This window comes from Dactylosporangium darangshiense (assembly GCF_039537565.1).
Taxonomy (GTDB): domain Bacteria; phylum Actinomycetota; class Actinomycetes; order Mycobacteriales; family Micromonosporaceae; genus Dactylosporangium; species Dactylosporangium darangshiense.
Map to the genome: position 1 here is coordinate 39,342 of NZ_BAABAT010000060.1, position 13,859 is coordinate 53,200.

A 13,859-nucleotide genomic window follows, 5' to 3' on the forward strand; every position below is an offset into this window, starting at 1 on the left:
TGGTGGTGACCGGGACCGTAGGCCTGGCACCCGCTGCACCCGCCGACCTCGACGACCTCGACGACCTCGACGTGACCGTCGAGGACACCGGGCCGGCGATCGACCGCCTGGTCCGCCGCGCCCTGCAGGCCCTCGACGACTACGCCGAGCTGGATCAGCAGCGCGTGGACCACATCGTCAAGAAGGCCTCCGTGGCGGCGCTGGGCAGGCACGGGCCGCTGGCCGAGCTGGCGGTCGAGGAGACCGGCCGCGGGGTGTTCGAGGACAAGGCCGTCAAGAACGTCTTCGCCTCCGAGCACGTCGCGCACAGCCTGGCCGGCCTGCGCACCGTCGGGGTCGTGGCCCGCGACGAGATCGAGGGCATCGTGGAGATCGCCGAGCCGGTCGGCGTCGTGTGCGCCGTCACCCCGGTGACCAACCCGACCTCGACGACCGTGTTCAAGGCGCTCATCGCGCTGAAGACCCGCAACCCGGTGGTGTTCGCCTTCCACCCCTCGGCCCAGCGCTGCAGCGCCGAGGCGGCCCGGGTCGTGCGCGACGCGGCCGTGGCCGCCGGCGCGCCCCGCCACTGCATCCAGTGGATCGAGCAGCCGTCGGTCGAGGCGACGCAGGCGCTCATGGCCCACCCCGGCGTGGCCGTCATCCTGGCCACCGGCGGCGCCGCGATGGTCCGCGCCGCGTACTCGGCCGGCAAGCCGGCGCTCGGCGTCGGGCCGGGCAACGTGCCCGCCTACGTCGACCGCACCGCCGACGTGGTCCGGGCCGTGCACGACATCGTGGTGTCCAAGACGTTCGACAACGGGATGATCTGCGCCTCGGAGCAGGCGGTGATCCTCGACGAGACGGTCGCCGAGGCGGCGCTGGAGCAGTTCCGGCGGCTGCACGCCCACATCGCGACGCCGGAGGAGAAGGGGCGCCTGGAGGGGCTGCTCTTCGGCGCCGGCCGGCTCAACGCCGACGTCGTCGGGCGCCCGGCCGCCTGGATCGCGCACGCCGCCGGCTTCGAGGTCGCGCCGGACACGTCCGTGCTGCTCGTGCCGGTCGCCGAGGTCGGGCCGGCGGAGCCGCTCACCCGGGAGAAGCTGTGCCCGGTGCTCGCCGTGCTGCGCGCCGGCTCGCGCGAGGAGGGGTTCGGCCTGGCCGAGCGGATGGTCGAGCTCGACGGTCTCGGCCACAGCGCAGTCATCCACGCCGCGGAGGCGGCGGTCGCCGAGTCCTACGGGCGGCGGGTCAGGGCGGTGCGGATCATCTGGAACTCGCCGGCGTCGCAGGGCGGCATCGGCGACGTGTACAACGCGTTCGTGCCCTCGCTGACCCTCGGCTGCGGCAGCTACGGGCGCAACTCGGTGTCCGGCAACGTCTCGGCGCCGCACCTGCTCAACATCAAGCGGGTCGGGCGGCGCACGAACAACCTGCAGTGGTTCAAGATCCCGCCGAAGGTGTACTTCGAGCCCAACGCGATCCGGTACCTCGGCGACATGCCCGACGTCCACCGCGTCACCGTCGTCACCGACCCGACGATGACCCGGCTCGGCTACGTCGACCGCATCCGCGGCGCGCTGCGGCGGGGCGCCAACCCGGTCACCGTGCAGATCATCGACAGCGTCGAGCCCGAGCCGAGCATGGCCACCGTCGAGCGCGGCGCCGAGCTCATGCGCTCGTTCCGGCCCGACACCATCATCGCCCTCGGCGGCGGCTCGCCCATGGACGCGGCGAAGGTGATGTGGCTGCTGTACGAGCACCCCGGCACCGAGTTCGCCGACATGCGGGAGAAGTTCTTCGACATCCGCAAGCGCGCCTTCACGTTCCCCGCGCTGGGGCGCCTGGCCCGGCTGGTGTGCATCCCGACCACGTCGGGCACCGGCGCGGAGATCACGCCGTTCGCCGTCATCACGGACACCGCGACCGGGATGAAGTACCCGCTCGCCGACTACGCGCTGACCCCGAGCGTCGCGATCGTCGACCCGGCGCTCACCGCCGACCTGCCGCCGGCCGTGACCGCCGACAGCGGCTTCGACGCGCTGACGCACGCCACGGAGGCGTACGTGTCGGTGTACGCCAGCGACTACACCGACGGCCTGGCGCTGCACGCGATCCGGCTCGTGTTCGCCAACCTGCCCGCGGCCGTGCACCGCGGCGCCGCGGACCCGCTCGCCCGGGAGAAGATGCACAACGCGGGCTCGATCGCCGGCATGGCCTTCGGCAACGCGTTCCTGGGCATCGTGCACGCGCTGGCGCACACGCTCGGCGCGACCTTCCACATCGCGCACGGGCGCACCAACGCGATCCTGCTGCCGCACGTCATCCGCCACAACGGCCGGGTGCCGGCGAAGCTCAACGCGTGGCCGAAGTACGAGCGGTACGTCGCGCCGGAGCGCTTCGCGGACATCGCCCGCATGCTCGGCCAGCCCGCCGGCACCCCGGAGGAGGGCGTGGAGTCCTACGCCCGCGCGGTGGAGCTGCTGCGCGCCGACGTCGGCATCGAGCCGTCCTTCCAGGCGGCGGGCGTCGATGAGCACGCGTTCCTCGAGGCGCTGCCGCAGCAGGCCATGAACGCCTACCTCGACCAGTGCGCACCGGCCAACCCCCGCATGCCGATGCTCGCCGACCTCCAGGAGATCATGCGCGCCGCCTACTACGGCCGATAGGCAGCGAGCCGGCGCCCGGCATGGGACCCTCGGTCCCGTGTGGTCGTGACAACCGGCCCTGCCGCGGGTGCGGGCCGGTGCACGATCCTGGAGTTGGAGCAAGAACGCCGCCGAGGCTCATGCGGTACCGAATCCGAGGGAAGGAAAACAGCGGTGACCACTGTTGCGGAACGCCAGGTCGGTCAGCTCAGCGACGAGGACGTCGCGCGCCTGGACGCCTGGTGGCGGGCCGACAACTACCTCACCATCGGACAGATCTACCTGCAGGCCAACCCGCTGCTGCGCCGCCCGCTCGAGCCGGGCGACATCAAGCCGCGCCTGCTCGGCCACTGGGGGACCAGCCCCGGGCTGTCGTTCATCTACGCCCATGTCTCCCGGCTCATCAGGCTCACCGGCCAGCAAGCGATCTACCTCGCCGGCCCGGGCCACGGCGGCCCGGCGCTCGTCGCGGCCGGTTACCTGGAGGGCACCTACAGCGAGATCTACCCTGCGGTCTCCCTCGACGAGCCGGGGATGCTGCGGCTGTTCCGGCAGTTCTCCAGCCCGGGCGGCATCCCGAGCCACGTGTCGGTGACCACGCCCGGGTCGATCCACGAGGGCGGCGAGCTCGGCTACGTGCTCGTCCACGCGTTCGGGTCGGTGATGGACAACCCCGACCTGATCAGCGTCGCCGTCGTCGGCGACGGCGAGGCCGAGACCGGGCCCCTCGAAGGTTCGTGGAAGGGGATCTCGTTCCTCAACCCGGTCCACGACGGCGCGGTGCTGCCGATCCTGCACCTCAACGGCGCCAAGATCGCCGGGCCGACGGTGCTCGGGCGCAAGGACCCGGCCGAGGTCCGCTCGCTCCTCGAAGGCCACGGCTACGAGGTGCTCGAGGTCTCCGGCGACGACCTGCCCGGCATGCACCACCGCTTCGCCGCGACCCTCGCCGACGCCTGGGGCAGGATCCGCGAGATCCAGCGCTCGGCCCGCGAAGGCGACTGGGACGGCGCCCGGCCGCGCTGGCCGATGATCATCCTACGTTCGCCGAAGGGCTGGACCGGGCCGGCCGAGGTCGACGGCGTCAAGGTAACCGGCACGTGGCGCTCGCACCAGGTACCCCTGTCCGGCGTCAAGGAGAACCCCGAGCACCTGGCGATCCTCGAGCGCTGGATGCGCTCCTACCGCCCGGAGGAGCTCTTCGACGAGCAGGGCGCACCGGTGGCGCTGATCCGCGAGCTCGCCCCCGAGGGCGACCTGCGCATGAGCGCGTCGCCGCACGCCAACGGCGGCCGGGTCACGCGGGACCTGGACCTGCCGGACTTCCGCGGGTACGCCGTCGACGTCGCCGCGCCCGGCACGCAGCGGGCCGAGTCGACGCGGCGGCTGGGTGAGCTGCTGCGCGACGTGTACCGCGACAACCCCGACCGCTTCCGCCTGTTCTGCCCCGACGAGACCAACAGCAACCGCCTCGGCGCCGTGTTCGAGGCCTCCGACCGCGCCTTCGCCGAGCGGGTCAGCGCCGAGGACGTCGCGATCTCGCGCGACGGGCGGGTCATGGAGGTGCTGTCGGAGCACAACTGCCACGGGTGGCTGGAGGGGTACAACCTCACCGGCCGGCACGGGATGTTCGCCACCTACGAGGCGTTCGCGATGGTGTCGGCGTCGCAGACGGTACAGCACGGCAAGTGGCTGCAGGAGGCGAAGCGGCTGGCGTGGCGGGCGAAGGTGCCCAGCCTCAACGTGCTGCTCACCTCGACCGCGTGGCGCAACGACCACAACGGCTTCTCGCACCAGGGCCCGGGGCTCATCCAGGTGGTGCTCACCCAGCGGGGCGACGTGGCCCGGGTGTACCTGCCGCCGGACGCCAACTGCCTGCTGTCGGTCGCCGACCACTGCCTGCGCTCCCGGTCGTACATCAACCTGATCGTCATCGACAAGCAGCCGCAGCTGCAGTACCTCGACATGGACGCGGCGGTCGAGCATTGCGCCCGCGGCGCCGGGGTCTGGTCGTGGGCCGGCACCGACGACGGCAGCACGGACCCCGACATCGTGCTGGCCTGCGCCGGCGACATCGTCACGATGGAGACCGTCGCCGCGGCGCAGATCCTGCGGGAGCGGCTGCCGAAGTTCCGGGTGCGGGTCGTCAACGTCGTGGACCTGATGACGCTGCCGCGGCGCAAGGACCACCCGCACGGGATGAGCGAGACCCTGTTCACCGAGCTGTTCACCGACACCGTCGACGTGGTGTTCGCCTTCCACGGCTACCCGGGCGCGATCCACCAGCTGGTGCACGGCCGGCCAGACGCCGACCGGTTCCGGGTGCGCGGTTTCGTGGAGGAGGGCACGACCACGACGCCGTTCGACATGACGGTTCGCAACGGCGTTTCGCGGTACCACCTGGTGATGGACGCCATCAACAACGCCAAGCGGCTGCCGCCCGGCGCCGCCGAGCTCAAGGCGTGGTGCGAGCGCAAGCTGGCCGAGCACCAGGCGTACGTGGTCGAGCACCTCGAGGACATGCCCGAGGTCCGGGACTGGAGCCTCTGATGGGCCCGTCGGTCACCGACGCGCTGGCCGCGGCGGCCGATGCCGCCCGGCTGGCGCCGTCGGTCCACAACACCCAGCCCTGGCGGTGGGTGGTCCGCGGTGACACGTTGGAGCTTTATGCGGTACCGCAACGGCAGCTGCAGGAGCAGGACCCCGACGGCCGGCTCATGATCCTCAGCTGCGGCGCGGCGCTGCACCACGCCCTCGTCGGCCTCGCCGCCGAGGGCTGGGAGCACCGCGTCGAGCGCCCGGCCGGCGAGCCGCTCGCCGTCGTGCACGCCGAGCGGCATGCGCCCGCCGACCCGCACGCGATGCAGCGCATGCAGCTGCTGCGGGTGCGGCACACCGACCGGCGCGTGGTCAGCGACGAGCCGGTGCCGCCCGACGTGCGCGACGCGCTCGCCGAGGCGGCCCGCCACGGCGGCGCCCGCCTGCACGTGCTGAACCGCGACCAGGTGCTGCAGCTCGCCGTCATGATCGAGCACTCCGGCGAGGCACAGCGCCACGACGAGCGGATGCGGGCCGAGACCGACGAGTGGGTCGGCGGGGACCGGCCGGAGGGCACCGGCCTGCCCGACGCCGTCATCCCGGCCGAGCTGCCGCTCACCACGGTCGCGGAGCGGGACTTCGGCGTCACCGGCACCCTCTCGGCCGGCGCCGGGCACGACAGCGCCGCCGCCTACGCGATCCTGTACGGCGACGGCGACGAGCCCCGCGACTGGCTCCTGGCCGGCGAGGCCCTGTCGCACCTGTGGCTGTCCGCGACCGAGCACGGCGCGGCGGTGCTGCCGCTGAGCAGCCCGGTCGAGCTGGACTTCACCCGGCAGGCGCTGCGGCGGATGCTCGGCGAGCTCGGGTACGCCTACCTGGTGCTGCGCCTCGGCACCGCCGACCCGGACCACGCCGGGCCGCCGCACACCCCGCGGCTGCCCGCCGAACAGGTCATCGAGATCGAGCCGCCCTCGGCCTGAGGCTCGTTCTCCGCGGCAGTGTGACCACAGCAGCAAGCCGGCGGCGCCGGCCGAGACGCACGACCCCGCCGGCACCGCGAGGCGGGCGTGCTCATCGGCGGCGCTGCCGGCGCCGAACAGCCGCGTCGGTGGACTGCGGGTGTCCGCTGTGCCATCGTGGGCGGATGTCGCGGTTGGTGACCTTGCCGGGGGAGGGCAGGCTGCTCGCCGTCACCGACCTGCACGGCAACCTCGCGGACTTCCGTGCCATCGCGGCCCGGTTCAGGTCCATCGTGGACAATCCGGGGCCGCGGCCGCACCTGCTGTTCTGCGGCGACCTTGTGCACGGCCCGGCCATCGGCCCGCAGGAGTGGCCCGAGCACCTCGGCGACTTCTATCCCGACGAGACGCCGCAACTGCTCGCCGAGGCCCGGCAGCTCCAGGCGGCCTACCCGCGGCAGGTCCATTTCCTGCTCGGCAACCACGAGCATGCCCACTTGGGCGGCCCGAAACTGGGCAAGTTCCATCCCGACGAGGCGGCCCACCTGGAGCGGCAGTACGCCTCGGGCGGCTTCGACCCGATCCGGCGGTGGCTGGCGGGCTGGGCGCTCGCGGCCGTCGCGCCGGTCGCGGCCATCGCCTTCACCCACGCCGCGCCGCACGCGCAGATCTCCGGGCCTCGTGACCTCGACGACCTGGCGCTGGCCGGGTACGAATCGACGCCCCTGACCGACATGGCATCGACCGGACCGCTCGGGGCGCTGCTCTGGGCTCGTACCACCTCTGCGGAGCGGGGTTTCGCGTTTCTCCGAGCCCTGCACGATGGGTGCAGGGTGGCCGTCTTCGGGCACGACATCGTGCGGGAGGGGCACCTGGTGGAGCACGAGCCGCTGCTGTGCGTCTCCAGCAGCTTCGGCTGCTACGACGGCGACAAGTTGTATCTCGAGTGGGATCTCGCCCGGCCGGCGGGCAGCGCCGCCGAGGTCGCCCGCGACGGCCTGCGGCGGCTGTACCCCGGCGCGCGGGCGGTACATCGCATCTGAACGAGCCCGCCGACGCCGGGCCGGGCGTGCGTCTTTGAGTGAGAGAGCGCTCTCACGATTATCGCCGGAATTGTGTCTTGCCGTCATGGTGACACATTCAGAGAGCGCTCTCTGACACGCTCAATTTGGCGCTCCTGTTGGCGGTCAAATTCAACAAAATGACGCGAGCGTGTGATGTTTTGACAGTTCAGAGGCGGTTAGGAAGGTTGGCTGTTCGTTCGTCTTGACAATCTACGTCGATGGAACAGATGCTGAGAGCGCTCTCATGCCGCCAAACGTGAGGCGTTCAACCATCGCTGTTTCCTGGAGTCGCCGTGCCCAAGAAACGTGTACTGCTCGTCGCCGTCGCCGTCGCCGCGGCCGTGCAGTCACTGGCCGTGGCGCTCACCGAGGCCGATGCCGCGGTCAGCGGCAGCACCATTCCGATCACCATCACCAACCCCCCGCCAACACTGAAAGGAAAGCCATGCACCAACGACACCCCGCCCTCAGACGTCTGATCACACCCCTGGCCGTCCTGGCCGTCGCCGCCGGCGCCGCGATCGCCGGCGCCCTGCACGCCGAGGCCGCCGCCCCGCCGACGCCGTCGGGCTGGAACCAGACGTTCCTCGACGACTTCAACGGCTCGGCGCTGAGCGGCGACTGGCGGCACACCGAGGGCACCAGCTACCCCGGCGGCCCGTCCAACTTCGGCACCGGCGAGGTCGAGACGAACTCCCGCAACAACGTGTCCCTGGCCAACGGCGTCATGAGCATCACCGCCCGCGGCAACGGCCTGAGCGGCTGGACCTCGGACCGGATCGAGACCAACCGGCAGGACTTCCAGCCGCCGGCCGGCGGCAAGCTGCGGGTCGAGGCCCGGCTGCGGCTGCCCGAGGCGGCCAACGGCCAGTCCAACGGCTACTGGCCGGCGTTCTGGATGCTCGCCGGCGCCTACCGCGGCAACTGATGGAACTGGCCGACCGTCGGCGAGATCGACATCATGGCGCGGCGGCGCCAACGCGCCGGCCCCCGGCACCACCCAGCCCACCACGGGCCCCACCACGACCGGCCCCACCACCAGCCCGACGGCGAGCCCGACGCCGACGAGCCCGGCCGGCAACCGCGACGCCTACTCCATCATCCAGGCGGAGTCGGCCAACCAGATCCAGGGCACGAGCGCAGCCGGCGGCGCGGTCGGCCCGGCCGGCAACGGGGACTACCTGCGCTTCGACGGCGTCAACTTCGGCAGCACCCCGGCCACCCAGTTCAAGGCCCAGGCCGCCTCCGGCGCCGCCGGCGGCGTGTCCGGCCTGGTCGAGGTCCGCATCGACAGCCCGACCGGCCCCGTACTGGGCAGCTTCGCCATCGCCAACACCGGCGGCTGGACGACGTTCCGGAACGTCCTGGCGAACATGTCCGCCGTCACGGGCACCCACACCGTCTACGTCACACTCACCAGCGGCCAGCCCGCCGACTTCGTCAGTCTCGACTGGATCACCTTCGCGCACTGACCGCCGCAGCGGGCCGATCGCGCAAACCGCGTCGCTTGGAATCGAGCGCCGCTGGAACTGAAGACGGACGTGGCCGCGGTGTACGACCGCGGCCACATCGCTCACGCTGTGCGCATCGCGGGTCACCGCCGCCGGGGAAGGCGCTCCGCGAGGGTCTCGCGCAGGTCGTCGGGCAGGCCTTCGATCTCGACGAGCTCGGGCAGCAGGTCGGGCTCGGTCATGTACGCCCGGAAGGCCTGCGCGATCGTCACACCGTGCGCCGGGCGGTCCTCCACGGTCACCGGGTCGCCGGCCCATACCTCGCCGGGCTCCAGCACGCGCAGGTAGGCGCCCGGGCGGTTCGCCCTGCTGAAGGTCTTCACCCAGCGGGGCTCGCCCATCTTGTGCTGGAACGTGACGCACGGGATGCGGCCGAACGTCGGCTGGAGGACCAGGCGTGGGCCGATCCGCCACCGCTCGCCGATGACAGCGCCGTTCACGTCGACGTCCTCGGTCGTCAGGTTCTCGCCGAAGAGGCCGTTGGGCAGGCGGCGGCTCAGGCGGGCCTGCCACCAGTCGTAGTCCTCGCGCGCGTACGCGTACACGGCCTGGTCGTCGCCGCCGTGGTGTTCGACGTCGAAGATCTGGTCGCCGACCAGGCCGCTGTGCAGTCCGGTCGTCTTGGGGCCCGGCGCACGGACCATGACCAGGTGATCGACCGGCCTCTTGTTGATGCCCGTGATGCCGACGCCCTTGGCCGGGTTGGGCTCCGGTACCGCCAGGTTGACCGAGACAATCCTGCCCACGCCCGACAACCTAGCCGTCCAGGCCGCGGCGCGCCGCGCAATATTCCGCCGGACCTCGGGACCGTGCGGGCATCGGCAGCGCTTGGACGACGAGGAGCTGGGTGAGCTCGACGGCCAGCACGGTTTCGCGCGTAGCGAATCGGTCTGTTCGCGGAGTCGCGGGCCGACATAGCCTCGGCGCGTGGAGATCGTGGTGCTGCATCCTCAGCTGGTGATGCTGGGCTTTCCGGTCGGGCAGGCCTACCTGTGGCATGGCCGGGACGGGCTGACGCTCGTGGACACGGGCGTGCCCGGGTCGGGAGAGCAGATCGAGCGGGTGATCGGCGAGCTCGGGTACCGGCGGGCGGATCTGCGGCGCGTCCTGCTGACCCACTGTCATGCGGATCACGTCGGCGCCGCGGCGGAGGTGGCGGGCTGGCATGACGTGGAGGTCGTCGCGCACCACCTCGACGCACCGGTGATCCGGGGGGAGGCCGCCGTGCCGCCGCCGGTGCTGTCGGACTGGGAACAGCGGTTGTGGGACCAGGTCCACTCGCAGATGCCCGCCGAGACGCCGGCGCCGGTGGGGGTGGATCGCGAGGTCGGCGATGGCGACGACATCGACCTGGGTGGCGGTGTGCACGCGGTGTGCGTGGCCGCGCCCGGACATACCCCCGGCAGCGTCGCCTACTACCTGCCCGAGCCGCGGGTCCTGTTCACCGGCGACACGATCGCCCGCGGCCACGACGGCACCGTCATGCTCGGGGTGTTCAACGTCGACCCGGACCGGGCGACGGCATCGTTGCGCCGGCAGGCCGAGCTCGACACCGACATCGCCTGTTTCGGACACGGCCAGCCGGTGATCGGCGACGCCGCCACCAGCCTCCGCGCCGCGGTTCGCTGACGGCGTCATCACTCGTTCAGGCGATTCGGGGGGCCGGCATGCCACTGGACACACGGGCGCGTGCCCGGCAGGCGCTGCGGGCGCACGTTCCCGAGCTGGCCGATGCCGCCCTCGGCGAGCTGGGCCGGGGACTGGACAACACGGCCTTCCTCGCCGGGGACATGGTCCTGCGGGTGGCGGAGCATGATGTGGTGCCGCGGGAGGCCGCCCTGCTCGCCATGGTCGCCCCGCGGGTGTCCCTGCCGGTGCCGGCGGTCCGCTTCGCCGATGCGGACGCCGGTGTCCTGGCCTACCCGCTGCTGCCGGGCCGGCCGATGCTGGGCCGGCCCGTACCCGCGGGCCTGGCCCGGCCGCTGGGCCGGTTCCTGCGCGAGCTGCACGCCATCGATCTGGCCGCGGTGGAGGGCCTCGCGCCGGTCGAGGACGCGCATCCGGCGGAGTGGCTCGAGGACCTCGACGGGCCGGCGGAGCTCCTGCGCGTGCTGCGGGAGAGCGTTCCGGAGCCGGGCTCGCGGCGCGTGCTCGCCCACGCCGACCTGGGCGCCGAGCACATCCTCGAGGACGGCGGCGCCGTCACGGGCGTGATCGACTGGACCGACGCCGCCGTTGCCGACCCGGCCCTGGACTTCGCGCGGCTGTACCGCGACTTCGGCCCCGAGTTCCTCGGCGAGGTCCTCGCCGTTTACGGCGATGTGCCGGACGGCTTCGGCGAGCGGGTCACCTTCTTCGCCCGGTGCGCCGCGCTGGAGGACCTCGCCTACGGCCGCGAGCCCGGGCGGATCGAGTACGCCCGGGCCGCGGAACGCAGTCTTGCCTGGTTGTTCGCGAACTGACGAGCTACGCCGTCCTAGCGGTGCGCGTGCGTGTGTTCGTTCTGGCGGTCGAGGCGGGCCTGGAGCCGGTCCTGCAGCAGGTCCAGGGCCTCGAACGGCGTGTCGGCGCACGCCTCGGCGTGCAGCATCCGGCCGTTGAGGTCGATCTCGGCGCGCGCCGTCACGGGGTGGGCGGCGGACGGGTTGGCGATCCGGTCCAGCCGGACGCGGGCGAACAGCACCGGGCGGGCGGTGTGGCCGAGCACGGCGCCGACCTTCTCGCGCGCGTACCGCTGCAGGGCCGGGTCCATGCCGGGCTGCAGCTGGACGTTGACCTCGATCTCGTCGTGTGTGCGGGACATCGTCGCCTCCTCAGCGGGCCTTGCGGTGGTGGACGATGAGCACGGGGCACTCGGCGTGGTGCATGAGCTGCTGGCCGACCGAGCCGAGCAGCAGGCCGGCGAAGCCGCCGTGCCCGCGGCTGCCGACGACCACGAGCTGTGCGGTGTGCGACACGCCGACCAGCACCTTCGCCGCGCGGCCGGCGGCGACGAGGGCCTCGACCTTGACGTCGGGGTACCGCACGAGCCAGGGCGCCAGCGACGCGTCCAGCGCGGCCCGCTCGTGCGCCTCGAGGTCGGGCGGCGGGAGGGCGGGTTGCGGCGGGGTGACGTGCGCGCGGACGACGACGAGCTCGGTGCCGCGGGCCCGGGCGGCCGCGAACGCCTGCGCGAGCGCGTCGTCGCTGGAGGCGGAGCCGTCGACGCCGACGACGACCGGGCCGTCGGTGGCCGCGGAGCGGCCGCGCACCACGACGACCGGGACGGGCGAGTGGGTGGCGACCTGCTGGCTGACCGAGCCCATGAGCAGGCCCGTGAGGCCGCCGGAGCCGCGGCTGCCGACGACGATCGTCCCGGCCCCGGCGTCGGCGAGGTCCAGCAGGGCCGCGGCGGCGAGGCCGTCGACGGCGGTGCCGAAGACGTCGATGCCGGTGCCGCGCTCGCGGACGCGGGCGACGATCTCGTCGACGGTCTGCTCGGCGGCCTGGCGGGCGAGCTCGAACTGCTCGGCCGCGACGGCGTAGTAGGCGCCGGGCCAGGCCAGCTGGTATGCGGTGAGGATCTGCAGCTGGGAGCCGGTGCGCTCGGCCTCGCCGGCGGCCCAGTCGACGGCCCAGCGGGCCTCGTCCGAGCCGTCGTAGCCGACGACGATCCGCTGCGCAGTGATGGTGGCGTTCATCCCGTCCTCCTCGGGTGGTTCCTGACCTCAGCCTCGATCGGGGACCGTCGACGCGGCAGAGGACATCGGCGCGGTCCGGGCGGGACCTAGGTCCCGCCGCGGCCGGGCGTTCAGCGGGTGTCGGAGCCGGCGGCGGTGACCGCGCAGCGGCCGGCCTCCAGGCGCGCCACGGGCACCCGGAACGGCGAGCAGGACACGTAGTCCAGGCCCACCTCATGGAAGAAGCGGATCGACGCCGGGTCGCCGCCGTGCTCGCCGCAGACGCCGATGCGCAGGCCGGGGCGGGCGGCGCGGCCCTCGTCGACGGCGATGCGGATGAGCCGGCCGACCCCGTCGCGGTCGATCGACTCGAACGGCGAGACGCCGAAGATGCCCAGCTCGAGGTACCGCGTGAAGAACGCCCCTTCGACGTCGTCGCGGGAGAACCCCCAGCCCATCTGGGTCAGGTCGTTGGTGCCGAAGGAGAAGAAGTCGGCGGCGCGGGCGATGTCGCCGGCGGTCAGCGCGGCCCGCGGCACCTCGATCATCGTGCCGATGCGGGCGACGACGCCGATCTCGCGCAGCAGCCGCTGCGCCTCGTCGCGCACCGCCTCGAGCTCCTGCACCGCCCCGACGAGCGGCACCATGATCTCGGCGTGGGCGCCGCGGACCGCGACGGCGGCCTCGGCGATCGCGCGCACCTGCATTGCGAAGAGCCCCGGGATCACCAGGCCGAGGCGCACGCCGCGCAGGCCCAGCATCGGGTTCTCCTCGTGCATGCGGTGCACGGCGTCGAGCAGCTCCCGGTCGTGCCCGGGGTCCTCGCCGCGTTCCTCCGCGCGGGCGACCTTCACCGCGAGGTCCTCCAGGGGTGGCAGGAACTCGTGCAGCGGCGGGTCGATGAGCCGCACGGTGACCGGCAGGCCGGCCATGGCGCGGAAGATCTCGGTGAAGTCGGCGCGCTGCAGGGGCAGCAGCTCGGTGAGGGCGGCGTCGCGCTGTTCGGCGGTGCGGGCCAGGATCAGCCGCTCCACGAGGGCCCGGCGTTCGCCGAGGAACATGTGCTCGGTGCGGCACAGGCCGATGCCCTGCGCGCCGAAGCGCCGCGCGCGGGCCGCGTCGCGGGCGGTGTCGGCGTTGGCCCGCACGGCGAGCCGGCGCCGCCGGTCGGCGTGGGTGAGCAGCCGGTCGACGGCCCGCAGCAGCGGATCGGACTCGGGGGCCAGGGCTCCCTCGAAGTACTGGACCACGGCGGACGGCTGGACGGGCACCTCGCCGAGGTAGACGCGTCCGGTCGTACCGTCGATGGAGATGACGTCGCCCTCGGACACCACGTGGCCGTCCACGTTGAACTGTCCCTTGTGGAGGTCGACGTCGAGCTCGTCGGCGCCGCACACGCAGGTCTTGCCCATGCCGCGGGCGACCACGGCGGCGTGCGAGGTCTTGCCGCCCCGGCTGGTCAGGATGCCCTGCGCGGCGATCATGCCCGGCAGGTCGT

The 13,859-nt window shown here is 72.7% G+C and carries 13 protein-coding genes; 9 read left to right on the forward strand and 4 right to left on the reverse strand.

Translation table 11 applies throughout. The annotated features are described in order from the left end of the window. Nucleotides 1–5: 5 nt before the first annotated feature. The 7 genes from adhE to ABD901_RS51935 all read left to right on the forward strand — a co-directional run bounded on the left by adhE (nt 6) and on the right by ABD901_RS51935 (nt 8,663). Entirely contained in the window at nt 6–2,648 is a 2,643-nt protein-coding gene (gene adhE / locus ABD901_RS51905) for a bifunctional acetaldehyde-CoA/alcohol dehydrogenase (RefSeq protein ID WP_345141690.1), read from the forward strand. Nucleotides 2,649–2,801: 153 nt separating this feature from the next. Beyond that, nucleotides 2,802–5,177, forward strand: coding sequence for a phosphoketolase family protein (locus ABD901_RS51910; RefSeq protein WP_345141693.1), 2,376 nt, complete (start codon nt 2,802–2,804; stop codon nt 5,175–5,177). Then, nucleotides 5,177–6,148 (forward strand): Acg family FMN-binding oxidoreductase, encoded by a 972-nt coding sequence (locus ABD901_RS51915; protein ID WP_345141696.1) that lies wholly within the window; start codon nt 5,177–5,179, stop codon nt 6,146–6,148. Before ABD901_RS51910 ends, ABD901_RS51915 begins: the two co-directional genes overlap by 1 nt. A gap of 164 nt (nt 6,149–6,312) precedes the next feature. Continuing rightward, nucleotides 6,313–7,170 carry a metallophosphoesterase gene (locus ABD901_RS51920; protein ID WP_345141699.1) on the forward strand — a complete coding sequence of 286 codons (858 nt, stop codon included), beginning with the start codon at nt 6,313–6,315 and terminating at the stop codon, nt 7,168–7,170. Between the two features lie 314 nt (nt 7,171–7,484). Continuing rightward, a complete protein-coding gene (locus ABD901_RS51925; protein ID WP_345141702.1) occupies nt 7,485–7,670 on the forward strand; it encodes a hypothetical protein in 186 nt (61 codons plus the stop codon). Beyond that, nucleotides 7,637–8,119, forward strand: a complete 483-nt coding sequence (locus ABD901_RS51930) for a LamG domain-containing protein (RefSeq protein ID WP_345141705.1) — start codon at nt 7,637–7,639, stop codon at nt 8,117–8,119. Before ABD901_RS51925 ends, ABD901_RS51930 begins: the two co-directional genes overlap by 34 nt. A 196-nt stretch (nt 8,120–8,315) precedes the next feature. Then, a complete protein-coding gene (locus ABD901_RS51935; RefSeq protein ID WP_345141728.1) occupies nt 8,316–8,663 on the forward strand; it encodes a carbohydrate-binding protein in 348 nt (115 codons plus the stop codon). Nucleotides 8,664–8,785: 122 nt separating this feature from the next. Here ABD901_RS51935 and ABD901_RS51940 read toward each other — a convergent pair whose 3' ends face one another. Continuing rightward, nucleotides 8,786–9,448 carry an MOSC domain-containing protein gene (locus ABD901_RS51940; protein ID WP_345141708.1) on the reverse strand — a complete coding sequence of 221 codons (663 nt, stop codon included), beginning with the start codon at nt 9,446–9,448 and terminating at the stop codon, nt 8,786–8,788. 181 nt (nt 9,449–9,629) lie between these two features. Here ABD901_RS51940 and ABD901_RS51945 point away from each other — a divergent pair, with 181 nt between their 5' ends. Then, nucleotides 9,630–10,331, forward strand: coding sequence for an MBL fold metallo-hydrolase (locus ABD901_RS51945; protein ID WP_345141711.1), 702 nt, complete (start codon nt 9,630–9,632; stop codon nt 10,329–10,331). A gap of 38 nt (nt 10,332–10,369) precedes the next feature. After that, nucleotides 10,370–11,164: a phosphotransferase gene (locus ABD901_RS51950; RefSeq protein ID WP_345141714.1), complete on the forward strand. Its 795-nt coding sequence runs from the start codon at nt 10,370–10,372 to the stop codon at nt 11,162–11,164. 14 nt (nt 11,165–11,178) lie between these two features. Here the strand turns inward: ABD901_RS51950 and ABD901_RS51955 are convergent, their stop codons facing one another. From ABD901_RS51955 to ABD901_RS51965, 3 genes are all read right to left on the reverse strand, one after another. Further along, nucleotides 11,179–11,505: an HPF/RaiA family ribosome-associated protein gene (locus ABD901_RS51955; RefSeq protein ID WP_345141717.1), complete on the reverse strand. Its 327-nt coding sequence runs from the start codon at nt 11,503–11,505 to the stop codon at nt 11,179–11,181. A gap of 10 nt (nt 11,506–11,515) precedes the next feature. After that, the gene (locus ABD901_RS51960; RefSeq protein WP_345141720.1) at nt 11,516–12,382 is read right to left on the reverse strand and encodes a universal stress protein; all 867 of its coding nucleotides are present in this window, start codon (nt 12,380–12,382) and stop codon (nt 11,516–11,518) included. Between the two features lie 110 nt (nt 12,383–12,492). Continuing rightward, a partial coding sequence (locus ABD901_RS51965) for a putative PEP-binding protein (protein WP_345141723.1) occupies nt 12,493–13,859 on the reverse strand: 1,367 nt, incomplete at its 5' end.

Coding starts and splice junctions, on each gene's coding strand:
- ABD901_RS51960 (WP_345141720.1), bottom strand. CDS start 12,382: ATGAACGCCACCATCACTGCGCAGCGGATCGTCGTCGGCTACGACGGC.
- ABD901_RS51920 (WP_345141699.1), top strand. CDS start 6,313: ATGTCGCGGTTGGTGACCTTGCCGGGGGAGGGCAGGCTGCTCGCCGTC.
- ABD901_RS51915 (WP_345141696.1), top strand. CDS start 5,177: ATGGGCCCGTCGGTCACCGACGCGCTGGCCGCGGCGGCCGATGCCGCC.
- ABD901_RS51930 (WP_345141705.1), top strand. CDS start 7,637: ATGCACCAACGACACCCCGCCCTCAGACGTCTGATCACACCCCTGGCC.
- ABD901_RS51950 (WP_345141714.1), top strand. CDS start 10,370: ATGCCACTGGACACACGGGCGCGTGCCCGGCAGGCGCTGCGGGCGCAC.
- ABD901_RS51955 (WP_345141717.1), bottom strand. CDS start 11,505: ATGTCCCGCACACACGACGAGATCGAGGTCAACGTCCAGCTGCAGCCC.